We start from the raw sequence: 25,402 nt of genomic DNA on the forward strand, positions 1-25,402 counted from the left end.
GTCCCCCATACCCCGTCGCCCCCCATGCCCCCGTCGTCCCCGGGGGCCCGGAGTTCACGTGCGCCCGGAGCTCACGTGCGCCCGGAGCTCACGTGCGCAGGGAGCTCACGTGCGCCGGGAGGCGAACGCGCAGGCCACCGCCACGGCTCCGGCCGTCAGGGCGCCCGCCGCGGCGAGCGACAGCCACGGGATGCTCACGACCCCCGTACGGGAGCCCGTGACCAGGCCGGTCACGACGGCCCTCGCGGGCGACGCCCCGGCGAACAGCACCAGGAACGCGGCGAGCACCGTGGACGGCACCGCCCACGCGGTGCTGCGCAGCAGCGGGCGGTTGCACAGCGCCCCGACCGCCGTCCCCAGCAGCGCGCACACCACTGCGGCCGCCAGCCCCGCGGCGGTGGCGGACCCCAGGGGGACGGCCGCCCGCCGGCCGGCGGTGTGCGGGTCGCCGACCGCCGCGACGACGGCGCTGCCGGCGACGGCCAGCAGCAGCGCCGCGCCCAGGGCGACGCCGATCGCGGCGAGGTGCACCCGCCCGGGCCCGGCCGCGGCGGCGCTGCAGTCCCTGGCGGCGGCCGGCTCGTTGGTCACGCACACCCGGACCAGCCACGCGGTGACGGGCAGCAGCGTCGCCGCCGCCCACCCGGCGCAGTCGAGGACCGGCTGCCCGCCCTGCACCCCGACCGCCATGGAGGCGCCGTACAGGAGCAGCGGCGGCAGCCAGCGGTGGGAGCGCAGGAGGAGGGCGGCCTGGTAGCCGAGCAGGGCGATCACGGGTGCGGAACCTCCGTCACGGAGCGGATGTGCCACGGCGGGCGGGCGGTGAGAAGCGCGCGGAGCAGGGCGTCGGAGTGCGGGGCGGCGACGGTGAGCGTGACGGCGCGGTCGCCGCGGGCGGGCTCCACCGCAGGAGCGCCGGGGAGGCCGGGGGGAAGGACGGCTCCGGGCGGGCCTTCGGCGACGATGCGGCAACCACTCGGCCCGTCCGGCGTTCGAGGACCGGGGTCCGGGGCGGAGCCCCGGCGAGGAAGGACCGCTCCCCCTTCCACCCGCAGCACCGCGTCCGCCGCCCCCGCCAGCCGCCCCGGATCGTGGTCGACGAAGACCACCCGCGCTCCGCCCGCCACCCGCTTGCGGACCTCCTCGTCCAGGAGGCCCCGCGACGCCCGGTCCAGCCCCGTCCACGCCTCGTCCAGGACGAGCAGGCCGGGCGTGCCCATGAGGCCCTGTGCGACGGCGACCTTCTGGCTGGTGCCCTTGGACAGCTCGGACAGCGGCGTTCCGGAGTACGCGCCGGCGCCGAACCGCTCCAGCCAGTCCAGTGCGGCGCGCGAGGCGGCCGCGCGGCCGAGGCCGTGGATGCGGCCCAGCCGCGTGAGGTACGCGCCCGCGGTCATCGGCAGTGCGGCGGGGAAGCGTTCGGGGACGTAGGCGGTGCGGGGGCGCCCGGTGATCCGGCCGGTGCTGGGGGCGTCGATGCCCGCGAGCAGGCGCAGCAGCGTGGACTTGCCGCTGCCGTTGGCGCCTTCCACCCGCAGCAGGCTGCCCTCGGGAAGGGCGAGGTCGACATTGCGCAGTATCCACGGTCCGCCCAGTCCGTAGCGGCGGCCCACCCCCGTGAGTCTCATCCGCTCACATTAAGGGGCGCTGCCGGGCGGCTGGCAGACTGGGGGCCGTGACCAGCCCTGACGCACCCCAGTTCGTCCTGCCCCTCGTCGTACGGATCGAGAAGGACGCCCCGCCCGCCCGCACCGACGCTCTGGAGACCGCGGCGCGCGCCGTGCTGACGCTCCTGGCGGACGAGCGGGCCGGCACCGGGAGCGACGGCGAGGACGGCGAGTGGGCGCGGGCGGTACGGGACTGGCAGGACTCCCGGATCCGCAAGGTGGTGCGCAGGGCGCGCGGCGCGGAGTGGCGCAAGGCGTCGGCGCTGCCGGGCATCACGGTGACCGGTGAGCGGGCGGAGGTGCGGGTCTTCCCGCCGGTGCCGCTCGACGGCTGGCCCAAGGAGCTGGTGAAGCTGCAGGTGTCGGGCACGGACCTGGACGACCCGGAGCCGCCGGCGGCCGCGGACCCGGCGCGGCCGGTGCTGTGGATGAGCCCGGAGCTGGAGATGTCGGCGGGCAAGGCGATGGCGCAGGCGGGCCACGGCGCCCAGCTGGCGTGGTGGGGGCTGGACGACGCCGCGCGCGCGGCCTGGCGCGCGAGCGGGTTCGCGCTGTCGGTGCGCACGGCGGATCCGGCCCGCTGGGCGGAGCTCGCGGCGAGCGGGTTGCCGGTGGTGCGGGACGCGGGCTTCACGGAGATCGCGCCGGGCTCGTGCACGGTGGTCGCGGAGCACCCCGCGCTGCGCTACGGAAGTGTCCAGAGGGGCTGACGGGGCCCACAGAGAGACCTGTGATACTGACGGGCAGAACATCTGTTTTGGCGCCAGGGGGTAAGAAGTTGTCGAAAAGGACCGCGCGCGGCGCGACGGCTCTCGTCACCGCGGGCGCCGTCGTCGCGCTCGCGATGGGCCTGACCGCCTGCGACTCCGACGAGAAGAAGGACGGCGGCAAGAGCGCCGCCCCGGCATCCTCCCAGGGCTCCGGGCAGAGCGGCCCGGCGGGCGGCGAGGCCGAGGAGGACAAGAAGCCCGAGGAGAAGTGGGACGGCAAGGTCAAGGTGCTCGGGGACGGATCGACGTCCTACACCGGCCCGCAGCCGAACCAGCCCAAGCCGGAGAAGCTCAAGCCGGGCGAGAAGCCGCCGCAGTTCGTGGTGTTCTCCTGGGACGGCGCGCTGGAGGGCGACGACCACCTCTTCTCGCACTTCCGCAAGGTCGCCGAAGAGAACAACGCCAAGATGACGTTCTTCCTCACCAGCATGTACCTGCTGCCGAAGTCGAAGGCGTCCCTGTACAAGCCGCCGCAGCACAAGCCCGGCGACGCGGCGATATCCTTCGCGACCGACCCGCACATCAAGGACACCCTGGTCCAGCTGCGCGGCGCGTGGCTGGACGGCAACGAGATCGGCACGCACTTCAACGGCCACTTCTGCGGCGGCAAGGGCGGCGGCGACTGGAGCGTCGCCGAGTGGAAGAGCGAGATCGAGCAGTCGTACTCGTTCGTCGAGAACTGGAAGACGAACACCGGCCTGAAGAGCCTCCCGCCGCTGCCCTTCGACTTCAGGAAGGAGCTGGTCGGCGGCCGCGCCCCGTGCCTGGAGGGGCAGAAGAACATGCTGGGCGCGGCGCAGCAGTTCGGCTGGCGCTACGACGCGAGCTCGCCGGGCGACTTCCAGATCTGGCCGTCCAAGATCAACGACATCTGGAACTTCCCGCTGCAGCTGATGCCGTACCCCAAGAGCGAGAAGCAGGTCCTGTCGATGGACTTCAACTTCCTCTACAACCAGTCCGGCGACAACACCAAGGGCGACCCGGCCAAGTACGCGGAGTGGCGCAAGCTCACCCGGGACGGCTACCTCAACGGCTTCGAGCGCGTCTACAACGGGAGCCGGGCGCCGATGTTCGTCGGCAACCACTTCGAGGACTGGAACGGCGGCATCTACATGAAGGCCGTCGAGGACGTCGTGAAGTCGGTCTGCAAGCGGGAGGGCGTGCGCTGCGTGTCCTTCAAGCAGCTCGCCGACTGGCTGGACGCCCAGGACCCCAAGGTCCTGGCGAAGTTCCGCGGCCTGGACCCGGCGCAGTCGCCGGACTGGTCCACGCTGGTCAAGTAGGGCGGGGCCGGCCGGGGAGAGCGCGGCGCGGGGCGCCGGGCGGGAGCCCGGCGCCCTTGCCGTGCCGGCTCGGTGTCAGCGCGGCTGCGCCTTCGCCATGTACTTCGTCCAGATGTCGAGGGGGTAGGTGCTGCCGGTGGCGTCCTTCGGGGCGCCGCCGAGGCCGTCCAGCGGCAGCAGCTCCTGCGTCTTGGGATCGATGCGGGAGAGCGACACGGCGGTCGACACCGTGCCGCGGTAGCCGGCGAACCACGCGGACTTGTTGCCCTGCCCGGTGCCGGGCTTGCCGGCCGCGTCGGCGCCGGCCGCCTTGGCCGCCGTCGCGCTGCCCCGCCGTACCGCCTCCCGCAGGGCGTCGTCCACGGCCACCGCCACCGACTGCGGCAGGACGCGCTCGGCCTTCGGCTTCTCGACGGGCACCTCGTTGCCGTTGCGGCTCAGCCGGTCGACGGAGAACGGCTCGCTGTGCAGCCCCCGGGCCGCGAAGGTGCCGTACGCGCCGGCCATGCGGATGGCGCTGGGGGTCGCGGTGCCCAGGGAGAAGGCCGGCAGCTTCGTGCCGAGGCTGCTCTCCAGCAGGCCCGCGTCGACGGCCGCCTTGCCCGCCCGGTCCAGGCCCACGTCCATGCCGAGCTGCATCATCGGGGTGTTCACGGACTGCGCCACCGCCTCCTTCAGCGTCACCTTCCCCCAGGACTTCCCGCCGTCGTTGACCGCCTTGACGATCTTTCCGGAGCGGTCCCAGTACGGGCCCTCGGGGGTGCGCAGGCTCACCTTGTTGTCGCCGTTGTAGACCGTGGCCGGGGAGACCGGGGTACGGGGCTTGCCGCGCTCCAGCTGGACGCCGTCGCGCAGGGCCGCCGCGTAGACGAACGGGGTGAAGGCCGTGCCCGCCGGGACGACGGAGGAGTTCGCGTCGTTGAAGCCCTGCTGGAGGTAGCCGGGGCCGCCGTAGAGGGCGACGATGCGGCCGTCGGTGGTGACCGACGCCGCGCCGATGCGCACGTCCTTGTCGGAGGCGCGCTTGTCGGGGTCGAGCCCGCCCTTCACGTCCTCCGCGGCCTTCGTCAGGGCCGTCATGGCGCTCTTCTGGAAGGTCGTGCGGATCTGGTAGCCGCCGAGGTCGAAGTCCTTCTCGGTGACGGGGGTGTGGGCGCTCACGTACGCCCGCGCCGTCTCCACGAGGTAGCCGGTCTGCCCGGTCAGGCCGGCCGGCCTGGGCGGGGCCTTCGGCTCGGGGAAGGACGTGTAGCGGGCCCGCTCCTCCTTGGACAGCTTGCCGCCGTCGACCATCCGGTCCAGGATCCAGCCCCAGCGCTCCACCGCCCGCTCGTGGTTCTTCTTGCCGAGCGCCGGGTCGTAGAGGCCCGCGCCCTTGAGCAGCGAGGCGAGGAAGGCGCCCTCGCTCACATTGAGCTGCGAGACGTCCTTGCCGTAGTAGGCGTGGGAGGCGCGCTGGATGCCGTAGGTGCCGCGGCCGAACCAGCTCGTGTTGAGGTAGCCCTCCAGGATGTCGTCCTTGCTCATCCGGTTGTCGAGCTTGATCGCGATGAACATCTCGGTGAGCTTGCGGGTGAAGGTCTGCTCCTGGTTGAGGTAGGCGTTCTTCACGTACTGCTGGGTGATCGTCGAGCCGCCCTGGGTGCTGCCGCCGGTCACCATCCGGGTCACGGCGCGGACCATGCCGCTGGGCGAGATCCCGCTGTCCGAGTAGAAGGTCTGGTTCTCCGCCGCGAGCACGGCCCAGCGCACCTGCTCCGGGACCTTGTCCAGGTCGGTGTCCTGCCGGTTGATCTCGCCGGTGCGGGCCATCTCGGTGCCGTCGGCCCAGTAGTAGACGTTGTCCTGCTGGGTGGCGAAGGCGTTGAGGTCGGCGGGTATGTCCGTGCGCGCGTACATGACCCCCACGAGTACGGCGACGGTGCCCACGACGGTCGAGAAGAGGCCGAGCAACTGGCGCCACGACGGGATCCAGCGCCGGAAGCCCTGCCGGCCCGGGCGCGGGTAGACGGGGCGCAGCTTGCGCGGCCATCCCACTCCGCGCAGCCCGCGCTTCCGCGGAGCCGCGCGTCTGCGGCGGCCCGGGCCGGAAGAGCCGGAAGAACGGCCGACCGGGCCGGAGGAACGGCCGACCGGAGCGGAGGGTTTCCGGGCATGCGCGGCATGCGTCCCTTTTCGTCGTTCGAACACCGCTCGACCATATGATGTCCGCTGCCATAGCGTAATGTTTTACTTCAATGTAAAAGCACAAGATCTCGGGTCATACCCATTGAAAGAAGCAGAAGGAACGCCGCAACGCCATGGAAACAGCCACACCCACCGTCGCGGTGCGCCACCCCCGACGCCGGGCGAACGGGGCGCTGGAGGGCGAGGTGCTCGCCGCCCTGCAGCGGGCGGAGGGGCCGCTGACGCCGCGCGAGGTGCAGGCCCGGCTGTCCGGTGAGCTCACCTACAGCACCGTGGTGACGATCCTGTCGCGGCTGCACGGCAAGGAGGTCCTCACCCGGACCCCGCGCGGGCGCGCCTACGCGTACGCCCCCGTCACCGACGAGGCGGGCCTCGCCGCCCGCCGCATGTGCCGCATCCTCGACGCCCTCCCGGACCGCGAGGTGGTCCTGGCCCGCTTCGTGGCGGAACTCCCCCTGCCGGACGCGCTCCTCCTGAGGGCCCTCCTGACAGACGGCACCCTCCCGGCCCCGAGGTAGGCCCGCGCCCGGCGACGTCCGGCTCCCGCCGTGCCCCTTGCCGCAGGCAAGAAGATCCCGCCGCAACGGCGAGAAACAGCGACGGCGCATCCCGGCGGTGCCGAACCCGGCTGAAGGACCGTCCGGCACCGCCGGACACCACCCCGGTGGTTGCTCGCCGTCGCGGCGGAGGGGTGTCGCAACACCGCCCCGGAAGGACAGAGCCGGAACAGCCCGGTAGCGCCGCACACCCGGCCCCGGCCTCCTTGCCGCAGGCAGGAAAGCCCCCGCCGCAACGGCGAGAGGCCACAACAGCGCACCCCGGCGGTGCCGAACCCGCCCCAGGCCGGCCCGGCACCGCCGGACACCACCCCGGTGGTTGCTCGCCGTCGCGGCGGAGGGTTGTCGCGACGGCGGCGGGCTCAGCCCCGGCGGCGCGCCCGGCGGCGCCACAGCGCTGCCGCCACGCACCCGCACATCGCCGTGCCGCCCGCCGCCAAGGCGACCGGCGTGCGCAGGGCGGCAGCGGGCCGCCCCGGCGGTGCGCCGTCGGTGATCTTCGTGCGCACGGGGGCCACGACCCCGATGCGCCCGACCGAGCGCACGGAGCCGTCCGCGTTCAGCAGCACCCGCTTCCCGTTGGGCCGCACGAAGTCGAACATGTTCAGCAGCGATCCGGCGCGGGCGTCGAAGGACGAGCCGCCGATGGGACCGGTGCCCCAGTTCCACTCGATGAAGCCGAGGATCGACGTCTGCTCGGTCGGCGTGTGGTCGACGGCGTTGACCTTGCTGTACGGCGAGATCACCAGCAGCGGCTGCCGCGGCCCCGGCCCGCACCGCCCCGCGTGCCCCCCGGCCGCGGCGGGCCCGGCCCGGCAGGCGGGACTGTCCAGCGGCTTGCCGTGCGGCCCCCCGCCCCCGAGGCGGGAGCCGTTGCGCGGCGCGGCGTAGGCGTGGTCGTACCAGCCGTCGGAGTCGTCGTAGGCGATGACGACCGCCGTGCTCCCCCACTGCGGCGCGCTCTGGATCTTGTTGATCCACTCCACGAGGAAGCGCTGCTCGTCCACGGGCCCGGAGTAGCCCGCGTGCCCGTCCTGCGCGGCGGGGGCCTTGAGGAAGCTCACGGCGGGCAGCCGCCCGGCGCGCAGCGCCGCGTCGAAGTCGGTGAGGTCGTACTGGTGGTTCGCCTGCCCGTCGTGGCCGATCTCGGCGACGGACCGCGGCGGGAGGTGGTGCGGGTTGGCGGTCGACCGGTAGTACTGGAACGGCTCGTGGTGCGGGCTGTAGTCGATCACCCGCACTCCCCCGGCGTTGGCGTGCGTGCGGCCGGAGCAGCGCGCGTGGTGCCCGGGCCGCCCGTCCCAGGGCGTGCTCGGGCGGAATCCGCCCTGGAACCAGCCCCACGTGACGTCCTCCTCGCCGAGCACGTCCCCGATGTTCCGGCCGGTCATGGCGGCGAGGGAGCCGCGCCCGGTGCGGTCCCGGTTGGAGCAGTCGTCGTACGCCGGGTCGGGGTCGGTGAGGATCGTGCCGGCGCCGTCGGCGCCGGGCGCGGTCACGACGCGCGGGTCCGGCTTCGCGGTGCGCCGCGGCCGCTCCGTGCCGGAGGCGGGGTCGGTGGAGACGACGCCGTGCGTCTGGCCGGAGACGAGGTTGATCGCGCCGGGGGTGGACGGCCCGTAGGTGGTGCTGAAGGAGCGGTCGTTCAGGGCGTAGTGCTGGGCGTAGTTCCACAGGGCGGTGACGGTGTTCCCGTCGTAGTAGTCCATGACGAGCCCGGGCTCGCCGAACAGCCGGCCGGAGCACTTCCCGGAGTCGGTGTTCTGGACGAACTTGTCGGCCCTGCCGCCGTTGGCCGCGTACTGCTCGGGGCCGTAGGAGTGGTTCTGGTCGCAGGTCAGGGCCTGCCGGGAGGACAGGCGGCGGGGCGGGTACTGGTTGGGGTTGCGCTGCAGCAGCCCGGCCGTGCGCAGGTTGTCGATCCGGGCGGGCGTCGCGCGGGAGGCCTCGAAGCGGGTGCCGTCGGTGTTGGCGGCCCGCGGGTAGGTCGCGAAGTAGTGGTCGAAGGAGACGTTCTCGTCGAAGACGACGACGAGGTGCTCGATCGGCGACTCGGTCTCGGTCCGGTCGCCGGGGAACGGCAGCGCGGCCGCGGGCGGGGCGGCGGCCGCGGCGGTCGCCGTGGCGAGGACGGCGAAGGCGGCGCCGAGGCGGGCGCCCCTTCTCGGACGGCTGCGCGTGCGGGCACGCGCACGCGTGCCGAAGCGGATACGGGTACAGGTCATGCGCTTCCTCCCGTTCGGCCCGTGCCGCCGGCCAGCAGGGCGCGGCCGTACCAGTCCGCGCGGTCCCGCACGCCGGGGAGGGCGAAGAACCAGCCGCCGCCGAAGGGGGTGACGTAGTCGGTCAGCGGCTCTCCGGCGAGACGTTTCTGCACGGTCGTGAACTGGCGCACGGGGTCGCGCTGGTAGCAGCAGAAGAGCAGGCCCTGGTCGAGGGTGCCGTTGCCGGCGACGCCACGGTCGTAGTTGTACGAGCGGCGCAGCAGCCGGTGCGCCTCGCTGCCGGGGGTGCGCGGGTGGGCCAGGCGGATGTGGCTGTCCAGGGGGGTCACCTCGCCCTCGGGGTCGTGGGCGTAGCGCGGCGGGTCGCTCTCGCGGGCGCCGTCGAGGGGCGCGCCGGTGTCGCGGCTGCGGCCGATGACGCGCTCCTGTTCGGAGAGCGGGATGCGGTCCCAGAACTCGGTGAGCATGCGGATCAGCCGGACGACCTGGTAGCTGCCGCCCGTGGCCCAGGGCGGTTCGCCGGAGTCCGCGGCGGTCCACACGAGGCGGTCCATGAGGCGCGCGTCGCGGGGGTCGGGGCCGGAAGTGCCGTCCTTGAAGCCGAAGAGGTTGCGGGGCGTGCCGGAGGGGCGGGGCGGCGCGGTGTGGCCGTCGATCCGCCAGCGGATCTGCATGCCGCCGCGGGTGTGGCGGGTGAGGTCGCGCAGGGCGTGCAGGACGGTGTCGGGGCTGTCGGCGCACAGCTGGAGGCCGAGGTCGCCGTGGCACCAGGCGGGGTCGAGGTCGTCGTCGGGGAAGACGGGCATGGTGCGCAGCAGGCGCGGGGCGCGGCCAGCGAGGCCGTAGCGGCCGTCGAAGAGCGAGGCGCCTGCCGAGAGGGTGACGCCGAGTCCGCCGTCGGCCGGGACGTACGGGCCGAGGATGCCGGAGTCGGGGGGCGGCGCGGTGATGCCGGTGGGGGCGGGGGTGCCGCCGGTGGTCAGGAAGCGGGCGCGGTCGGTGAGGGTGCGCAGGAGGTCGGCGAGCTCGCGGCGGTCGGCGGCGGTGACGTCGAAGGAGGTGAAGGCCGTGGCGCGGGCGGGCGGGGTGAGGATCGCGGCCTGGTGGGGGCCGTGGAAGCGGGGGCCGGCGGCGGCCCGGGGCCCGTCGGCGGAGGCGGGCGCGGGTGCGGGCGCAGGGGCAGGGGCGGTGAGCGTGGCCGCGGCGCCTGCCGCCAGTGCGCCGCGCAGGAGGCCTCGCCGGGGGACGTGCCAGGAGAGGCGCCTCATGGCGTCCTCCGTACGTCGCAGAGCGCGGCGACGGACGCGAGGCGCTCCGTGAGATCGCCGACGGCGGCGTCGACGCGCGCCCGCTGCGCGCGGTCCAGGCGCCCGAGCGGCGTCCACGTTCCGTGCCGGGCGTGGGCGTCGAGGATCCGGGCCGTGCGGTCCAGGCGGCGGTCGAGGGCCGGCAGGCCCGGGTAGCGGGTGCGCAGGAGGGGGCGGAGGGGGGCGAGGACGGCACGGGTGGCGTCGAGGTGCGCGCGGGCGGTGGCGAGGCCGCTTCCGCTGCCGTGGTCCGTGCGGCCGGTCAGCTCGGCCCGCAGGGTGTCCTCGAGGATCTCGTGCGCGCGCCGGCCGAGGTCGGCGGGGTCCATCCGGGCGTGCGCCCAGCCGGCGCGCAGGGCACGCACGTCGCGGGCGAGCCGGTCGGCGGCGCGGCGCAGCCCCGGGGCGCGCTCGTGGTGCCAGAGGCCGTGCTCGACGCGGTGGAAGCCCGTGAAGCCCGGGTCGCGCACACCGCGGGGCAGGCCCGCGGTGGTGCGGTCGAGGGCGTCGCCCGCGTCGCCGAAGGCCCCGTAGGCGGCGCCGAGGCGCGCGTAGGCCAGGTGGGCGGTGAGCCAGCGGGAGCGGGCGGCGGCGCGGTCGCCGGAGCGGACGGCCGTGCGCAGGGCGTCGGTGGCGGCCACGAGGCGGGTCATGCTGCGGCCCACCCACCGCTGGTATTCCAGGGCGGGCGGGATGAGGTCGTGCACGGACACCGGGACGGCGGCGGGGCCGCTGCGGGTGCGGCGCGGGTCGCCGGGGACGCGGACGGCCGGGCCGGTGACGGGGTCGGTGTCGTCCCCCAGGCACACGAAGGCGTACGTGCCGCCCCCGAGCCGCACCGGAAGCCCCCGCACGGCCCCGGGCGCCAGCCCCTCGACCTCACCGAGGACGGCGCCGGTACGCGAGTCGGTGAGCTGGACCTCGGTGGCGGCACCGGAGGTGTTGTGCAGGGTGAAGGTCTGCGTACCGGCCCGAGGGTGCCGCCATCCGTGCCCGCACCGCCCGGGGTTCGCGTCGACGCGCTCGCCGCCGGCGGGAGCACGAGAGGGCGCCGCGCATCCGGCGAGGACGAGCACGGTCCCGCCGGCCACCACGAGGGCGGCCACCCGCCGCGGCGCCGGACAGGGGTTGCCGAGGCCGGCGGCCCTCCGCCCACGCCTCCCCACCGCCCCGCGTACCGCCATCGCGGCGGCCGAAGCCTGCCGGGCCGCCGAGGGCGGGGCCGGCCTCTTTCCCACCGCCGCAGCGGCGCGCGGCCCGCCACGACCGACCCGGCGGTGCCGGACCAGCAGCATGCGCCACCCCTCACGAGCCACCGCCACCTCCATCCCGCCCACCGGGCACCGCCGGACACCGCCATCGCGGTCACGCGCCGCTGCGGCGGGACAGGGAGCGCCGGGCCCCGTGGACCCCGCAGCGCGCCGTTCCCCGCCACGCGGACAGAGCTCCCCCGGGCACCGACGGCCGGGGCACCCGCTTCCCTCCGCCGCAACGGCGCGCAACCACCGGCAACCTGCCCGGCGGTGCCGAGCCGGCCCTCTGCCGCCAGGCCGGTCCGGCACGGTGCGGAGGCCACCGCCGTCGCGGCGGGGCCCGGTTGCCGGGCGGCGCGGAAGCGCCGGTCCGCGGCGAAGACGAACGCGGTCGAGTTACGGGGCGGCAGCCGTGCGTGCCGGCGCCCGGCGCAGGGGTTCCTGAGGAAACCCTGCATCCCCGAGCGTCCGCCGGGCGCGGCGGCACGGCACGGCAGCCTTCCCGTGGTCCTCGACCGCATGGTCAAGGCTACGCAGCAACCGGCCGCCCGGTCGGGAAATACGCCCGGACTTCACCCGTCTGACGGTACGTCACGCGACCGCATCGCACATCGCGAGCCGGAGCCGACGCCCCGTCACGCCCACAGCCACACCCGCCGGTTGCGCGCCACCGTGTGGATGCGCCGCGCCCGGTCCGGGTGCAGCACCCCGGCCAGCGCGCCGAGCCCCGGCACCTCCTCCTCCCCCAGCACCCGGACGTCGTCGAGCTCCGGCGCGGTCTCCACGCTCCGCGCGCCGACGAACACCAGCACCGGCTGCACCTGCACGAGGAAGCCGCAGCCGCGGGAGAGGACGAGGGAGGCGCGCGCGGCGTCGTGCCGCGTCTCGCGGACGTACGGGCCGGGCCGCCGCTCCCGGTCCGTGCACACCTGCGACTCGCCGGCGCGGATGCGCGCCCGCCGCCCGGGCCTGGAGGAGATGCCGAAGACCCCGCCGGGGCCGATCAGCAGGTGCGAGATGATCGCGTCCCCCGGCAGGACGATGGAGTGCACCACGTCCCAGCCGCTTCCGGCGAGCCCTTCGAGCGCCGCGCCGACGCACTGCTCGGCGGCCAGCGCCCGGCGCCAGGCGTCCTCCACGGGCCGCCGGCCGAGCAGGCGGGCGAGCACGAGGCGGGCCCGCCCGGAGGCCCGCGCCGCCGCGGAGCCGTCGAGCCGGGCGCGGAGCGTCTCGCCGGGGCGGTTGGGGGCGAGGTCGTCGTCGGGCGGCAGGAACAGCCGCTCGGGATCGTAAGTCTTGCCGTTCGCACTCCTCTTGCCGTCCGGCCGCTCCCGCACGCACACCACCCCCACCGCTCATACTGCCGCAGAAGCGGGGGAACCAACCCGGCCGTCCGGCCGTTGAGTCGGACAGAGGCCCCGCGACATCCCCCCGATCGCGGGGCCTCGTCCATGCCTCACCCACGCCTCACCCGCGCACGCGCCCCGCACCCACCCGCACCCGCGCTCCCTCCCCCTTCGGCCGCATTCCGGCGACACCGGCCGCCGGTGCTTTACTTCGCCGAACCACGGACCAACTATCCCTTTTGTCACATTAACGCCGGGAAGGGATGGTCAGTGAGAGCAGTCGCGTTGTACGGAGCCCTGGGGTCCCTGGTCCTCACCACACTCGTCAGCGCCCCGGCCGATGCCCTCGCCCCGGGGCACACGCCGGGCGGCCACGCCGAAGCGCTCGGCGTGGCCGAGGCCGCCCAGCAGGCCGCCGCGGCCGGCATCCGCTTCGGGGCGTGCCCCGCGGCCGAGGGCCTGCCCGCCCCCTTCGAGTGCGGCACCGTGTCCGTACCGCTGGACTACGCCCATCCCCACGGCAAGCACATCCGCCTCACCGTCAGCCGCGGCCGCGCCACCGGCCCGGCGCACGAACGGCAGGGCGCGCTCGTCTACAACCCCGGCGGCCCGGGCGGCTCCGGCATGTTCTTCCCGCTGCTCGCCGCCGTCCCGCAGTGGAAGAAGCTGGCGAAGGCCTACGACTTCGTCGGCTACGCGCCCCGCGGCGTCGGCCGCTCCGCCCCGCTGTCGTGCGTGAACCCCGCGAGCTTCGCGAAGGCCCCCACCGACGCCCCGCAGCACCCCTCGGCCGCCTACAAGCGCAAGAAGATCGCCCAGGCCAAGGCCTACGCCCAGGGCTGCGCCCGCAAGGCCGGCGCGGACCTGCCGCACTTCACCAGCCTCAACAACGCCCGCGACCTGGACGTGCTCCGCGCCGCGCTCGGCGAACGGCGGCTGACGTACATGGGCGCGTCCTACGGCACCTACTTCGGCGCGCTCTACGCCACGCTCTTCCCCGGGCACGTGCGCCGCATGGTCTTCGACAGCGTGGTCGACCCCGACCCCAGGAAGATCTGGTACCGCAGCAACCTGGACCAGTCCGCGGCCTTCGAGAAGCGCTGGGGCGACTGGCGGCGCTGGGTCGCCCGGCACGACAAGGTCTACCACCTCGGGCGCACCGCGGGGCAGGTGCTGAACTCCTACGACCGCGCGAGCAAGCGGCTCGGGCACCGCCCCGCCGGCAAGGTCGGCCCCGGGGAGCTGCAGGCCGCGCTCCTGCAGGTCGGCTACACCGACACCTACTGGGCGCGCGCCGCGAACGCCCTGGCGGCGTACCTGCGCGGGGACGCCAAGCCGCTGCGCGTCCTCGCCGAGCCGGACGCCTCGGGCGCCGCCGCGAGCGAGAACGCCAACGCCGTCTACACCGCCGTCGAGTGCAACGACGCGCGCTGGCCGCGCTCCTGGCGGGTGTGGGACCGCGACAACACGCGGCTGGCGGAGCGGGCCCCGTTCGAGACCTGGCAGAACGCCTGGATGAACCTGCCGTGCGCGTTCTGGAAGACGTACTCGCAGCGGCCGATCGACGTCCGCGCGGCGCGCGGCGCCCTGCCGCCCACGCTGCTGCTGGCGTCGGAGCGGGACGCGGCCACCCCGTACAAGGGCGCGCTGGAACTGCGCCGCAGGCTGCCCGGCTCGGCGCTGGTGACCGAGCGGGACGCGGGCACGCACGGCATCGGGGGCGGCCCCAACCGCTGCGTCAACCGCCACCTGGACACGTACCTGCTGACGGGCGCGGTCCCGGCGCGGGGCGCGGAGTGCGCTCCGCGCCGGGAACCCGCGGCCACGGCGGGCAAGGGCCTGAAGCAGCCGCAGGCGAGGTGACCCGGGAGGACCGGGGTCCGGGGCGGCGCCCCGGACCCGCCGGCCGTCAGGCCAGGCCGGCCACCAGCTCGGCCACGGCCTTGCGCCGCCCCGTGTAGAACGGCACCTCCTCGCGCACGTGCATCCGCGCCTCGGACGCGCGGAGGTGCCGCATCAGGTCGACGATGCGGTAGAGGTCGTTCGCCTCGAAGGCGAGGATCCACTCGTAGTCGCCCAGCGAGAAGGAAGCGACCGTGTTGGCGCGCACGTCCGGGTAGCCGCGGGCCATCTTGCCGTGGTCCGCGAGCATGCGGCGGCGGTCCTCGTCGGGCAGCAGGTACCAGTCGTACGAGCGCACGAAGGGGTAGACGCTGACGTAGTCGCGCGGCGTCTCGTCGGCGAGGAACGCCGGGATGTGCGACTTGTTGAACTCGGCGGGGCGGTGCAGCGCCATGTTCGACCACACCGGCTCCAGCGCACGGCCGAGGCGGGTGCGGCGGAAGAGGTTGTAGGCGTCCTGGAGGGCGTCCGAGGTCTCGGAGTGCCACCAGATCATGACGTCGGCGTCGGCGCGCAGGCCCGAGAGGTCGTACGTGCCGCGCACGGTGACGTCCTTCTCGGCGAGCTGGGCGAACAGCTCCTCGACCTCGTCGGCCCAGCCGGCGCGGTCCTGCGGCAGGACGTCGCGGAGCTTGAACACCGACCAGAGGGTGTAGCGGATGACCTCGTTGAGGTCCTTGGCCTTCTTGCCGGCGTTCGGGATCTTCTGCGCGTCAGTCATGGTCCCTATTCTCCCTCGTCGTCCCCCGCGCCCTCGGCCAGGGTCGCGATGAGCCCGTCGGCCGCGCGGTGGGCGCTCGAGATGCAGGCCGGGATGCCCACGCCGTCGTAGACGGCGCCGCAGACCTCCAGGCCGGGCAGGCGGGCGACGTGCTCGCGGATGCGCGCCACGCGCGCGAGGTGGCCGACGGGGTACTGCGGCAGGCCGTCGTCCCAGCGGGTGACCCGGGTCTCGACGGGGGCGGCCGCGAGGCCCACGGCGGCACCGAGGTCCTTGAGCGACAGGTCCACCAGCTCGGCGTCCGGGCGCGTCAGGTCGCCCTCGTCGCCGTACCGCCCGATCGAGGTGCGCAGGACGAACAGGTCCGGGTCGGCGTCGGCGTTCCAGCGCCACTTGTTGCTGGAGAACGTGGACGCCTTGATCTTCCGCCCGTCGACGGGCGGGACGAGGAAGCCGCTGCCGTTCAGCAGGCCCTCGACGTCGGAGCGGCGGAAGGCCATGGTGACCAGCGCCATGGAGGCGTACTCGACGTCCGCGAGGGCGTCGACGGCGGCGCCGGCCCCGGCGGCGCGGCAGGCGCGGGCGATGATGCGGGCCGCGTCGTGCGCGGGCGTGGCGACGACGACGGCGTCCGCCGCCAGCGTCTCGTCCTCCAGCTCGACCAGCCAGCCGCCGCCGTCGGTGCGCGCGATCCCGGCCACCGGCGCGTGGGTGCGGATCTCGCCGCCCGCGGCGCGCACCGCGTCCGCGACGGCGAGCGGCAGCCGGCCGATGCCGCCCTCGATGCCCATGAAGACCGGCCCGGTCTGCTGCCGGGCGGCGGCGCGCGCCTGCAGCTCCCGCACGCCCTCGCCGAGCGAGCGATGGGTGCGGGCGGCCTCGAAGAGCGGCGGTACGGCCGCCCGCATCGAGATGCGGTAGGCGTCGCCCGCGTAGACGCCGCCGAGGAGCGGCTCGACGAGCCGGTCGACGACCTCGCGGCCCATGCGTCCGGCGATGTAGGCGCCGATGGCGACGTCCTCGCCGGGGTCTGTGTGCGGCAGCTCGGCGTCCCGGGCGACGCGGGCGAGCCCGTCGGCGGAGAGGATGCCGGCGGCTGCCAGCGGGGCGAGGTCGCCGGGGACGCCCATGGTGTGCCCGGTGGGCAGGGGGCGCAGCTCGCCGCGGGTCCACAGCATCGCGGTGGCGGCGGGCGGCTGCAGCCGGTCGCCGAGGCCGGCGGCGCGGGCGAGCTCCACGGCTTCGGGGCGGCGGGCCAGCACCGATTCGGCGCCGAGGTCCACGGGCATGCCCGCGATCTCGCCCGCGTGCAGCTTGCCGCCGACGCGGCCCTCGCTCTCCAGCAGCGTGACACGGACGCCCGCCCGTGCCAGCCGCAGGGCCGCCGCGAGCCCCGAGATCCCCCCGCCGATGACGGCCGCGTGCCGCCGTGAACGGTCCGCCGAAATGTCCGCTGCGCTCATGGCACCACTCTCTCAAACACCCCTGCGCGGACCGGCGGCCGGGCCGCGGAAGAGACTCCCGTCCGAACGGTCGGGCGGTTACCCATTGACAGCGGACGGCCGCAGCCCGAAGACTCGGCTGCGGCCGACCATGAACACCGGTTCACAGGGCGGACCCCGGTGGTGGGGCGCCGCGGGAGGAGCAGCCATGAACGACCGGATCCGGGACGTGTACGTCGTCGACGCCGTGCGCACTCCGGTCGGCAAGTACGGCGGCGCCCTCGCCTCCGTCCGGCCCGACGACCTCGCGGCGCACGTGGTGCGCTCCGTCGTCGGCCGCAGCCCCGCCCTCGACCCCGCCCTGGTCGACGACGTCGTCTTCGGCAACGCCAACGGCGCCGGCGAGGAGAACCGCAACGTGGCCCGGATGGCCGTGCTGCTGTCCGGCCTGCCGGTGACGGTGCCGGGCCTGACGGTCAACCGGCTGTGCGCCTCGGGCCTGGAGGCCGTCGTCCACGCGTACCGCGCCATCGCGCTCGGCGACGCGTCGGTCGTGGTGGCGGGCGGCGTCGAGTCCATGACGCGCGCGCCCTACGTCATGCCGAAGCCCGAGCGGGCCTTCCCCGCGGCCCACCAGCAGCTGTACTCGACCACGCTGGGCTGGCGGATGACCAACCCGGCCATGCCCGAGCGGTGGACGACGTCGCTGGGCGAGGGCGCCGAGCTGATCGCCGACAAGTACGGCATCACCCGCGAGCAGCAGGACGCCTACGCGCTCGCCAGCCACCGCAAGGCGGCGCGGGCGTGGGCGGAGGGCGCGTACGCCGCCGAGGTCGTCCCGGTGCCGGGCGTCGAGCTGCCCCGCGACGAGACCATCCGCGACAACACCTCCATGAAGGCACTCGCCCGCCTGAAGCCGGCCTTCCGCAAGGACGGCGGGACGGTCACCGCAGGCAACGCCTCGCCGCTCAACGACGGCGCGGCGGCGGTGCTGCTGTGCGACGAGGAGGGCCTGCGGCGCACGGGCCGCGAGCCGCTCGCGCGCGTACGGGCCTCGGCGGTCACCGCGCTGGAGCCGGACCTCTACGGGCTCGGGCCGGTGGAGGCCGTGCGGCGGGCCCTCGCCAAGGCCGGGCGCTCGCTGGCGGACGTGACATATTTCGAGCTCAACGAGGCCTACGCGGCCCAGGTCCTGGGATGCTTCGCGGAGTGGCCGGACCTCGACCCCGGGATCGTCAACCCCCGCGGCGGCGCGATCGCCATCGGCCACCCGCTCGGATGCTCCGGCGCGCGCCTCGCGGGGGCCGTGGCCCATCAGCTCGCCGCGGCGGGCTCGGGCACGGGGCTGGCCGCGCTGTGCATCGGCGTCGGGCAGGGGCAGGCGCTGGTCCTCGAACGCTGAGGCCGCCGGCCCGGAGGAGCGCGCCGGCCGGGGCCCGTACGGCGCTCGCTCTCCGGGGAGGCTGCCCGCCCATGCGTACCACCGTCGCCATCATCGGAGCCGGCCCCGCCGGCCTGCTGCTCGCCCGGCTGCTGCACCGGGCCGGAGTGGACTGCGTCGTCCTGGAGGCCCGCGACCGGGCGTACGTGGAGCGGCGCCAGCGCGCCGGGATGCTGGAGCAGGGCGCGGCGGACGTCCTGCGGGAGTGCGGCGCGGGCGGCCGGCTGGACCGCGAAGGCCTGGTCCACCGCGGCTTCGAGCTGCGCTTCGAGGGCGAGGCGCACCGGGTGGACCTGCCCTCCCTGACCGGCGGCCGGACCGTGACGCTCTACCCGCAGACCGAGGTCGTCAAGGACCTGATCGCCCTTCAGCTGGCGGAGGGCCCGCCGCTGCTGTTCGGCGCGCGGGTGGTGGCCGTGGAGAAGACCGACGGGGAGCAGCCGCTGGTCCGCTTCGTCACGGAGGAGCCGGGCGGGAGGGACGGTCCGGAAAGGGCGGGCGGCCCGGAGCGGACGCTGGAGTGCGAGTACGTGGCCGGCTGCGACGGCTCGTACGGGGCCTCCCGGCGCGCCCTGCCCCCGGGCGCGGTCCGGATGCACGCGCGCACGTACCCCTACTCCTGGCTCGGCATCCTCGCGGACGTCGCGCCCTCCAGCGACGAGCTGCTGCTCGCCGGCCACGAGCGGGGCTTCGCACTGCACAGCATGCGCACCCCCGCCCTCTCCCGGCTCTACATCCAGGTGCCCAACGGCACCTCGCCCGGCGACTGGCCGGACGACCGCATCTGGGACGAGCTCGACGTCCGGCTGGCCGCCGGCGACTGGCGGCTGCAGCGCGGCCCCGTCCTCACCAAGTCCGTGAGCGGCCTGCGCAGCCAGGTCATCGAACCCATGCGTCACGGTCGGCTGCTGCTCGCCGGGGACGCGGCGCACATCGTGCCGCCGAGCGCCGCCAAGGGCCTCAACCTGGCCTTCGGGGACGTCGTCACGATGGCCCGGGCGTTCACCCACTGGCACCGCAGCGGCTCGACCTCCCTCATCGACCGGTATTCGGACAACTGTCTGCGCCGGGTGTGGCAGGCCCAGGCCTTCTCGCACGAGATGACGACGCTGCTGCACACCCCGCCGGGCGCCGACGCCTACGACCGCGCCATGCAGCTCACCCGGCTGCGCCGGCTCACCGGGCCCACGGCGGCCGCTGCGGAACTGGCCGAGAACTATGCGGGCGCCCCGCTGATCTGACCCGGAGGCGGGCCGGGCGGGATCACCGCGGACGGCGCGGGGTAGATCGGTCCCATGGCCCTCTCTGAACCCGCACAGGAACGGATACGCCGTACGGACCCCGCCGACACCCTCTCCCCCGCCGCACGCGCCGCCGCCCTCCGCGTGCCCCACGAGCCGGCCGTCCGCGTGCCCGCGCCGCTGCCGCCCCCGCCGGGCACCGTCGAGCTGACCGGCCCCGTCTTCGGAGCGGCCGACGTCGGCCCCCTCGACCACGACCTCACCCGGCAGCACCGCGGCGAGCCGGTCGGCGAGCGCATCGCCGTCGGCGGGCGGGTCACCGACCGCCGCGGGCGGCCGGTGCGCGGCCAGCTCGTGGAGGTGTGGCAGGCCAACGCCGCGGGCCGCTACGCCCACCCGCTCGACCGCCACCCCGCCCCGCTCGACCCCAACTTCACCGGCGCGGGCCGCTGCCTGACCGACGACGACGGCCGCTACCGCTTCGTCACCGTCCGGCCCGGCGCCTACCCGCTGGGCGGCCCGGAGGACCACTGGCGCGCCTCGCACCTGCACTTCTCCCTCTTCGGCACGGCGTTCACCCAGCGCCTGGTGACCCAGATGTACTTCCCCGGCGACCCGCTCCTGCCGGCCGACATCATCTGGCACACCGTCAGGGACGCGGCCGCGCGGTCCCGGCTGGTCTCCGCCTTCGACCCGGAGGTGGGCGAGCCCGGCCGGTCGCTGGGCTACCGCTGGGACATCGTCCTGGACGGCCCGTCCGCCACCTGGACCGAGGAGGGCCGCTGATGCCGCTGATGCCACTGCCCCCGACGCCCTCCCAGACCGTCGGCCCCTACTACGGCACCGCGCTGCCCTTCCCCGGCGGCGGCGACCTCGCACCCCCGGGACACCCGGGGGCGGTGACCCTCCACGGCCACGTCCACGACGGCGAGGGCACGCCCGTGCCCGACGCCCTGCTGGAGTTCTGGCAGGCGGCCCCGGACGGCTCGCTCGCCGGGGCCCCGGGCAGCCTGCGCCGCGACGGCAGGGCGTTCACGGGCTTCGCCCGCGTCCCCACCTGCCGGGACGGGCGCTACGCCCTGCACACCCTGCTGCCGGGCGGCGTGCCGTACCTCGCCCTGTGCGTCCTCGCGCGCGGGCTCGACCACCACCTCTTCACCCGGGTGTACGTCACCGAGCCGCCCGGGGACCCGCTGCTGTCCGCGCTGCCGCCGGAACGGCGGGCGACGCTGCTGGCGCGGCCGGAGCCCGGACGGCCGGACACGTACCGCTTCGATGTGAAGCTGCAGGGGGAAGACGAGACGGTGTTCCTGGAGTGGCGGCATCACCAGCTGCACAGGAACGACGAAGGCTGAAAGGAGCGGCGCATGGCCGTGCAGCGACTCGTGGTCGTCGGAGGCGACGCGGCGGGCATGTCCGCCGCGTCCCGGGCGCGCAGGCGCCGCGGGCCCGGCGAGCTGGAGATCACCGCGTTCGAGCGCGGCCGGTTCACGTCCTACTCCGCGTGCGGCATCCCGTACTGGGCCGGCGGCGTCGTCGACGGCCCGGACGCCCTGATCGCCCGCACGCCGGAGGAGCACCGCGACCGCGGCATCGACGTCCGGATGCGCACCGAGGTGACCGGGCTCGACCTGGAGAAACAGCGCGTCCTCGCCCGCGACCTGGAGTCCGGCGAGGAGCGCTGGCACGGCTTCGACCACCTCGTCCTCGCCACCGGCGCCCGCCCGGTGCGCCCGCCCCTGGAGGGCATCGACGCGCCGGGCGTGCACGGGGTGCAGACCCTGGAGGACGGCCGGGCGCTCGTCGACGCGCTGAACGGCGGCGCGGCGGGCCGCCGGGCGGTCGTGGTCGGCGCGGGGTACATCGGCGTGGAGATGGCGGAGGCGCTCGTCCTGCGGGGCTACGCGGTGACCGTCGTCGAGCGCTCCTCGCAGCCGATGGCCACCCTCGACCCCGACATGGGCGGGCTCGTGCGCGACGCCATGACCGCCATGGGCATCGACGTGGTGACGGACACCGAGGTCACCGCCGTGCGGACCGGCCCGGACGGCACGGCCCGGGCGGTCGCCACCGACGCCGGCGAGTTCCCCGCCGACGTGGTCGTCCTCGGGCTCGGCGTGCGCCCCGAGACCACCCTGGCCCGCGAGGCGGACCTGCCGCTGGGCGATTCCGGCGGGCTGCTGACCGACCGGTCCATGCGGGTGCGCGGGCACGAGAACGTCTGGGCCGGCGGCGACTGCGCCGAAGTCCTCGACCTCGTCTCCGGCCGCACCCGGCACATCGCTCTTGGCACCCACGCCAACAAGCACGGCCAGGTCATCGGCACCAACGTCACCGGCGGCCGCGCCACGTTCCCCGGCGTGGTCGGCACGGCCGTCAGCAAGGTCTGCGACCTGGAGATCGCCCGCACCGGCCTGCTGGAGTCCCAGGCGCGCGAGGAGGGCCTGCGCTACGTGACTGCCACCATCGAGTCGACGAGCCGCGCCGGCTACTACCCGGGCGCCCGCCCCATGACGGTCAAAATGCTCGCCGAACACGGCACGGGCCGCCTGCTGGGCGTCCAGATCGTGGGGCGCGAAGGCGCGGCGAAACGCGTCGACGTGGCGGCGGTCGCCCTCACCGCGGGCATGACGGTCGATCAGATGACGTCCCTGGACCTGGGATACGCGCCGCCGTTCTCACCGGTGTGGGATCCGGTGCTGGTGGCGGCGCGGCGGGCGGCGGCGGAAGTGGCCTCCGCGAGCTGACCGGCCCGCCGGCCGGCCGGGGTTCAGGGAGCGGCCTCCCGGTCCCCGATGAGGGACGCGAGCAGGGACGCGTACTGGCTCCCCGTGTCGAACGGTTCGTACCGGGGCGGATTCGCTGCGGAGACGAACGGGTCCAGCGGCGCGACCACCGTGCTGTAGGAGGGCCGGTGCTTGTACTGGATGGACATCCTGTCGGTGGTCACCGGGCCGACACGATGGAACACCGCCTTGTACGTGCCGTTCGTCCACCTCTGCAAATAGTCGCCGAGGAACACGAAGAAGGTGTCGGGAACCACCGGAACCGGTGTCCAGTCGCCGTCCGCGCCGCGCACTTCCAAGCCGGGTTCGTCCTGTGCGACGACGGTGAAAAGGGCGTGATCGACGTGCGGTGACATCGCGTAGTCGACCGTATTGGCGATCTCCGCACCGTATCCGACCTTGTAGTAGTTGAGGCCCAGCCGGTGCATCGGCGGCTTCAGGTACGGATCGAAGAAATCGCTGCTCTGGGCGAGGCCCTCGGCGCAGGCCGACAGGAGGGTGTCGCCCAGGACGGCCATGCGCTCGAAGAGGGCGCTGCACCGCCGGAAAGGCTCGTGATAGAAATCGGCCGGCCGCCCCGACGCGAGGGCACCGGTCGTCCTCCCGATCCGGTACTGCTCGCAGGCCTCGCCACCGGCGTGCGAAGTGCTCTTCTCCTGGCCCACGCTCCGGTAGCCCAGGAACTGGGAGCGCACACCGGCGTTGAACTCGGTCTTCTCCCGGAGCGGACGTGCGTAGAACCGCGCCGTCTCCTCGAAAGCCGACGTGACCAGGGCGGCCGGAATGCCGTGACCGCGCACGGAGAAGAACCCGCTCCGCCGGCACACTTCGCCGATCTCGGCGACCGCCTTTTCCGATGACAGGTCCACCGTGGGTATGGCCGGGCCCGAACTGCCTGCCGAACTCACGCCTTGTCCACCTCCACAGGATCTCCGCAGGGATCTCCGATTGCCCAGTATCCCGGGCGGGCGCTGCCGGTACATCCACGCTCGGCACCCACTTGCATACGGAAATTTCAGGAGCGGATTTCAGCCGACCGGGCAAGGGAGTTGACTCCCGTTACCGCACCCGTTACCTTCCTCGCCATCCTTGGAGGGGTATCCGATTGCGGTTACGGGAAAGGCCGCGGCGCGAACCTCACGCCACCGGGTGGGCGCTGGCCATGCTGGGGGTCACGGCACTGTGGGGCTGGAGCTACGTCGTCGTCCAGGACGCCGTGGCCCTCCTGCCCGTCCCGGCGTTCCTCGCCTACCGCTTCCTGGGTGCGGCGGCCGTCGTCGGCCTCTTCCAGGCCCGTGCACCGGGGCGGATCACGGCGCGTGAAGCACTGGGCGGAACCGTCGCGGGCGGTGTGCTCTTCACGGCGTACGCGCTGCAGACCGTCGGCCTCAAGGACACCACCGTGTCGAACGCCGCCTTCATCACCGGCCTCGCCGTGGTCTTCACCCCGCTGCTCGGGGCGCTCGTCCTCCGCACACCACCCCGCGCGCACCAGGCCGCGGGCGCCGCCCTGGCGCTGGCCGGGCTGTCACTGCTCACCCTCAAAGGGCTGTCGGTGAACCGCGGCGACGTCCTGATGCTGGCCTGCGCCCTGTCCTTCACGGTGCAGAACGTCCTCCTCGCGCACCTCGGCCCCGGTACCCGCACCGGGCCCCTCACCCTCGTCCAACTGGCCGTGGTGGGCCTGGCGGGGCTCCTGTGGTCCCTCGCCACCGGATCCCTCGCCGCCCCCTCCGGGCGAAGCGTCTGGCTGGCCCTGGCCGTGACCGCGGTCCCCGGCTCGGCCCTCGCCTTCTTCGTCAAGACCAAGGCCTTCGCGACCTCGTCCCCCCATCGCATCGCCCTGATCATGGCGATGGAACCGGTCTTCGCCGGCGTCTCCGGCTACTGGCTCTCCGGAGACACCTTCACCGCCGTCAACCTCTGCGGCGCCGCACTGATCGTCTGCGCGATACTCCTCGCGGAGACGGGACGGCGGCGCGCTGCGCCCTGCCGCCGCCGGAGTGACCGCACATCCGGTGATCTTCGGCGTTGACGCGAGCCGGTCCGGTCGAATGTAATGAGCGCGTGGCGCGTGGCGCCGGCCAAAGAGATGTGGGCCGGCCGGCAGCCGGGCGACCACCCGTTGTGCAGGGGCCTTCCCATGAATTCACGCTTCGCAGGCTGAGCCTGACGCAGGCGCGCCCGTTCGCGCGCCCCGGCGCTCCGTGCGCCCTTCTTTCCTCTGCTTCCCTCCGCCCCGTGCGGATTCCCGTCTTTCAGGAACCCCGCGTCGCGCCATGCGCCGCGGCCGGTCCTGCATGTCCTTTCGGAGAGCCCACCCGTATGTCCAGCGCGTCTTCCTTCAACCAGTCCGTCATCGACGAGTTCCGGGCCAACGGCGGAAAGGTCGGCGGCCCCTTCGAGGGCGGCGACCTGCTGTTGCTGACCACGACCGGTGCCCGGTCCGGCGTGGAGCGCACCACGCCGCTCGGCTACGTGCGCCACGGCGGCCTGCTCATGGTCGTCGGGTCCGACCTCGGCGCCCCCCGGCACCCGGACTGGTACCACAACCTGCTGGCCCACCCCGTCGTCCGGGTGGAGATCGGCACCGAGCGGTACGAGGCGGTCGCGGTGCCCGCCGAAGGGGAGCGCCGCGACCGGCTGTTCGCGCACGTGGTGAACGCCGAGCCCGGCTACGGCGCGTACCAGGAGAAGACCACCCGCATCCTGCCGGTCGTGGTCCTGGAGCGTGCCGCGGCCGACGCCGGGACGGGGGCCGTTGCCCCCGCCCCGGTGACGACCCTCGCCGACAAGCTCCTGGAGGTGCACGTCTGGCTCCGCGCGCAGCTGCGGCACGTGCGCGAGGAGACCGACGCCCACTTCGCCGCGCGGGCGGCGCACCAGGGGCCGGGCGAGCCGCCGGCGCCGGGCCTCGGGCTGCAGATCCGCCAGCACTGCCTGGCGTTCTGCCAGTCGCTGGAATTTCACCACGTCAGCGAGGACCGGCACATGTTCCCGGCCATGGAGGCCCACCACCCCCACCTCGCCGGCGCCTTCGCCCGGCTGCGCGCCGAGCACCGCACGGTCGCCCGCATCCAGCAGGAGCTGAGCGGTCTCCTGGCCGACGTCGCCGGCGCCGACCCCGAGCGGTTCCGCGCGGAGCTGGAGCGGATGTCGGCGGAGCTGACGGCACACCTCGACCACGAGGAGGAGACGCTCCTGCCGCTCCTGGCCGGGGTCCCCTTCCCGCCGGTCCCGTAGCGCTCCCGCCGGTCCCGTAGCGCGCGGGGAG

Annotated in this window: 21 protein-coding genes; 11 read left to right on the plus strand and 10 right to left on the minus strand. The window is 74.5% G+C overall.

The genetic code is table 11. From position 1 onward, the window contains the following. Positions 1 to 105: 105 nt before the first annotated feature. Both ACFPP6_RS14020 and ACFPP6_RS14025 read right to left on the minus strand, forming a co-directional pair. Positions 106 to 774, minus strand: coding sequence for an ABC transporter (locus ACFPP6_RS14020; RefSeq protein WP_382041122.1), 669 nt, complete (start codon positions 772 to 774; stop codon positions 106 to 108). Beyond that, the gene (locus tag ACFPP6_RS14025) at positions 771 to 1,628 is read right to left on the minus strand and encodes an ATP-binding cassette domain-containing protein (RefSeq protein ID WP_382041123.1); all 858 of its coding nucleotides are present in this window, start codon (positions 1,626 to 1,628) and stop codon (positions 771 to 773) included. The genes ACFPP6_RS14020 and ACFPP6_RS14025 overlap by 4 nt, the downstream gene beginning before the upstream one ends. Before the next feature lie 47 nt (positions 1,629 to 1,675). Here ACFPP6_RS14025 and ACFPP6_RS14030 point away from each other — a divergent pair, with 47 nt between their 5' ends. Together ACFPP6_RS14030 and ACFPP6_RS14035 are read left to right on the plus strand one after the other, a co-directional pair. Continuing rightward, positions 1,676 to 2,377, plus strand: coding sequence for a peptidyl-tRNA hydrolase (locus ACFPP6_RS14030; RefSeq protein WP_382041126.1), 702 nt, complete (start codon positions 1,676 to 1,678; stop codon positions 2,375 to 2,377). Between the two features lie 68 nt (positions 2,378 to 2,445). Further along, entirely contained in the window at positions 2,446 to 3,720 is a 1,275-nt protein-coding gene (locus ACFPP6_RS14035; protein WP_382041129.1) for a polysaccharide deacetylase family protein, read from the plus strand. Between the two features lie 75 nt (positions 3,721 to 3,795). Here the strand turns inward: ACFPP6_RS14035 and ACFPP6_RS14040 are convergent, their stop codons facing one another. Beyond that, positions 3,796 to 5,757, minus strand: a complete 1,962-nt coding sequence (locus ACFPP6_RS14040; RefSeq protein WP_382041131.1) for a transglycosylase domain-containing protein — start codon at positions 5,755 to 5,757, stop codon at positions 3,796 to 3,798. A 263-nt stretch (positions 5,758 to 6,020) separates the two neighbouring features. On the opposite strand from ACFPP6_RS14040, the gene ACFPP6_RS14045 reads away from it, so the two are divergent. Next, a complete protein-coding gene (locus ACFPP6_RS14045; RefSeq protein ID WP_382041134.1) occupies positions 6,021 to 6,425 on the plus strand; it encodes a BlaI/MecI/CopY family transcriptional regulator in 405 nt (134 codons plus the stop codon). 401 nt (positions 6,426 to 6,826) lie between these two features. Here ACFPP6_RS14045 and ACFPP6_RS14050 read toward each other — a convergent pair whose 3' ends face one another. From ACFPP6_RS14050 to ACFPP6_RS14065, 4 genes are all read right to left on the minus strand, one after another. Beyond that, positions 6,827 to 8,689: a phospholipase C gene (locus ACFPP6_RS14050; RefSeq protein ID WP_382041137.1), complete on the minus strand. Its 1,863-nt coding sequence runs from the start codon at positions 8,687 to 8,689 to the stop codon at positions 6,827 to 6,829. After that, entirely contained in the window at positions 8,686 to 9,957 is a 1,272-nt protein-coding gene (efeB, locus tag ACFPP6_RS14055) for an iron uptake transporter deferrochelatase/peroxidase subunit (RefSeq protein ID WP_382041140.1), read from the minus strand. The genes ACFPP6_RS14050 and efeB overlap by 4 nt, the downstream gene beginning before the upstream one ends. After that, positions 9,954 to 11,102, minus strand: coding sequence for an EfeM/EfeO family lipoprotein (locus ACFPP6_RS14060; protein ID WP_382041142.1), 1,149 nt, complete (start codon positions 11,100 to 11,102; stop codon positions 9,954 to 9,956). The genes efeB and ACFPP6_RS14060 overlap by 4 nt, the downstream gene beginning before the upstream one ends. 782 nt (positions 11,103 to 11,884) lie before the next feature. Continuing rightward, positions 11,885 to 12,586 (minus strand): nuclease-related domain-containing protein, encoded by a 702-nt coding sequence (locus ACFPP6_RS14065; RefSeq protein WP_382041145.1) that lies wholly within the window; start codon positions 12,584 to 12,586, stop codon positions 11,885 to 11,887. A 279-nt stretch (positions 12,587 to 12,865) separates the two neighbouring features. Here ACFPP6_RS14065 and ACFPP6_RS14070 point away from each other — a divergent pair, with 279 nt between their 5' ends. Beyond that, positions 12,866 to 14,458, plus strand: a complete 1,593-nt coding sequence (locus ACFPP6_RS14070; RefSeq protein WP_382041148.1) for an alpha/beta hydrolase — start codon at positions 12,866 to 12,868, stop codon at positions 14,456 to 14,458. Positions 14,459 to 14,504: 46 nt separating this feature from the next. Here ACFPP6_RS14070 and hemQ read toward each other — a convergent pair whose 3' ends face one another. Together hemQ and hemG are read right to left on the minus strand one after the other, a co-directional pair. Further along, positions 14,505 to 15,218 (minus strand): hydrogen peroxide-dependent heme synthase, encoded by a 714-nt coding sequence (gene hemQ, locus ACFPP6_RS14075; protein WP_058042342.1) that lies wholly within the window; start codon positions 15,216 to 15,218, stop codon positions 14,505 to 14,507. Positions 15,219 to 15,223: 5 nt separating this feature from the next. Further along, the gene (gene hemG / locus ACFPP6_RS14080; RefSeq protein ID WP_382041151.1) at positions 15,224 to 16,681 is read right to left on the minus strand and encodes a protoporphyrinogen oxidase; all 1,458 of its coding nucleotides are present in this window, start codon (positions 16,679 to 16,681) and stop codon (positions 15,224 to 15,226) included. 187 nt (positions 16,682 to 16,868) lie between these two features. Between hemG and ACFPP6_RS14085 the strand changes: the two genes are divergently transcribed. From ACFPP6_RS14085 to ACFPP6_RS14105, 5 genes are all read left to right on the plus strand, one after another. Continuing rightward, positions 16,869 to 18,062, plus strand: a complete 1,194-nt coding sequence (locus ACFPP6_RS14085) for a thiolase family protein (protein WP_382041154.1) — start codon at positions 16,869 to 16,871, stop codon at positions 18,060 to 18,062. A gap of 71 nt (positions 18,063 to 18,133) precedes the next feature. Further along, on the plus strand, positions 18,134 to 19,342 hold the full coding sequence (locus ACFPP6_RS14090; protein WP_382041157.1) for a 4-hydroxybenzoate 3-monooxygenase: 1,209 nt from the start codon (positions 18,134 to 18,136) through the stop codon (positions 19,340 to 19,342). Between the two features lie 54 nt (positions 19,343 to 19,396). Further along, complete coding sequence (gene pcaH, locus ACFPP6_RS14095) at positions 19,397 to 20,128, plus strand: protocatechuate 3,4-dioxygenase subunit beta (RefSeq protein WP_382041160.1); 732 nt, start codon at positions 19,397 to 19,399, stop codon at positions 20,126 to 20,128. Further along, the gene (gene pcaG / locus ACFPP6_RS14100) at positions 20,128 to 20,697 is read left to right on the plus strand and encodes a protocatechuate 3,4-dioxygenase subunit alpha (protein WP_382041163.1); all 570 of its coding nucleotides are present in this window, start codon (positions 20,128 to 20,130) and stop codon (positions 20,695 to 20,697) included. Before pcaH ends, pcaG begins: the two co-directional genes overlap by 1 nt. 12 nt (positions 20,698 to 20,709) lie before the next feature. Further along, a complete protein-coding gene (locus ACFPP6_RS14105) occupies positions 20,710 to 22,089 on the plus strand; it encodes an FAD-dependent oxidoreductase (RefSeq protein ID WP_382041166.1) in 1,380 nt (459 codons plus the stop codon). A 23-nt stretch (positions 22,090 to 22,112) separates the two neighbouring features. Here the strand turns inward: ACFPP6_RS14105 and ACFPP6_RS14110 are convergent, their stop codons facing one another. Continuing rightward, entirely contained in the window at positions 22,113 to 23,036 is a 924-nt protein-coding gene (locus ACFPP6_RS14110; RefSeq protein WP_382041169.1) for a 2OG-Fe(II) oxygenase family protein, read from the minus strand. 254 nt (positions 23,037 to 23,290) lie between these two features. Here ACFPP6_RS14110 and ACFPP6_RS14115 point away from each other — a divergent pair, with 254 nt between their 5' ends. Further along, positions 23,291 to 24,163 carry a DMT family transporter gene (locus ACFPP6_RS14115; protein WP_382041172.1) on the plus strand — a complete coding sequence of 291 codons (873 nt, stop codon included), beginning with the start codon at positions 23,291 to 23,293 and terminating at the stop codon, positions 24,161 to 24,163. 290 nt (positions 24,164 to 24,453) lie between these two features. Continuing rightward, a complete protein-coding gene (locus tag ACFPP6_RS14120) occupies positions 24,454 to 25,371 on the plus strand; it encodes a nitroreductase/quinone reductase family protein (protein WP_382041175.1) in 918 nt (305 codons plus the stop codon). Positions 25,372 to 25,402 lie beyond the last annotated feature (31 nt).

Origin of the sequence: Streptomyces aureoversilis (assembly GCF_042657885.1) — a bacterium.
GTDB classification, from domain to species: Bacteria; Actinomycetota; Actinomycetes; order Streptomycetales; family Streptomycetaceae; genus Streptomyces; species Streptomyces aureoversilis.

Bases quoted from the DNA above. Each gene is read 5' to 3' on its own strand.
- ACFPP6_RS14090 (WP_382041157.1), top strand. From the start codon at position 18,134: ATGCGTACCACCGTCGCCATCATCGGAGCCGGCCCCGCCGGCCTGCTG.
- pcaH (WP_382041160.1), top strand. From the start codon at position 19,397: ATGGCCCTCTCTGAACCCGCACAGGAACGGATACGCCGTACGGACCCC.
- ACFPP6_RS14050 (WP_382041137.1), bottom strand. From the start codon at position 8,689: ATGACCTGTACCCGTATCCGCTTCGGCACGCGTGCGCGTGCCCGCACG.
- ACFPP6_RS14085 (WP_382041154.1), top strand. From the start codon at position 16,869: ATGAACGACCGGATCCGGGACGTGTACGTCGTCGACGCCGTGCGCACT.
- ACFPP6_RS14105 (WP_382041166.1), top strand. From the start codon at position 20,710: ATGGCCGTGCAGCGACTCGTGGTCGTCGGAGGCGACGCGGCGGGCATG.
- ACFPP6_RS14045 (WP_382041134.1), top strand. From the start codon at position 6,021: ATGGAAACAGCCACACCCACCGTCGCGGTGCGCCACCCCCGACGCCGG.
- ACFPP6_RS14120 (WP_382041175.1), top strand. From the start codon at position 24,454: ATGTCCAGCGCGTCTTCCTTCAACCAGTCCGTCATCGACGAGTTCCGG.
- pcaG (WP_382041163.1), top strand. From the start codon at position 20,128: ATGCCGCTGATGCCACTGCCCCCGACGCCCTCCCAGACCGTCGGCCCC.
- efeB (WP_382041140.1), bottom strand. From the start codon at position 9,957: ATGAGGCGCCTCTCCTGGCACGTCCCCCGGCGAGGCCTCCTGCGCGGC.
- ACFPP6_RS14115 (WP_382041172.1), top strand. From the start codon at position 23,291: ATGCTGGGGGTCACGGCACTGTGGGGCTGGAGCTACGTCGTCGTCCAG.
- hemQ (WP_058042342.1), bottom strand. From the start codon at position 15,218: ATGACTGACGCGCAGAAGATCCCGAACGCCGGCAAGAAGGCCAAGGAC.
- hemG (WP_382041151.1), bottom strand. From the start codon at position 16,681: ATGAGCGCAGCGGACATTTCGGCGGACCGTTCACGGCGGCACGCGGCC.
- ACFPP6_RS14025 (WP_382041123.1), bottom strand. From the start codon at position 1,628: ATGAGACTCACGGGGGTGGGCCGCCGCTACGGACTGGGCGGACCGTGG.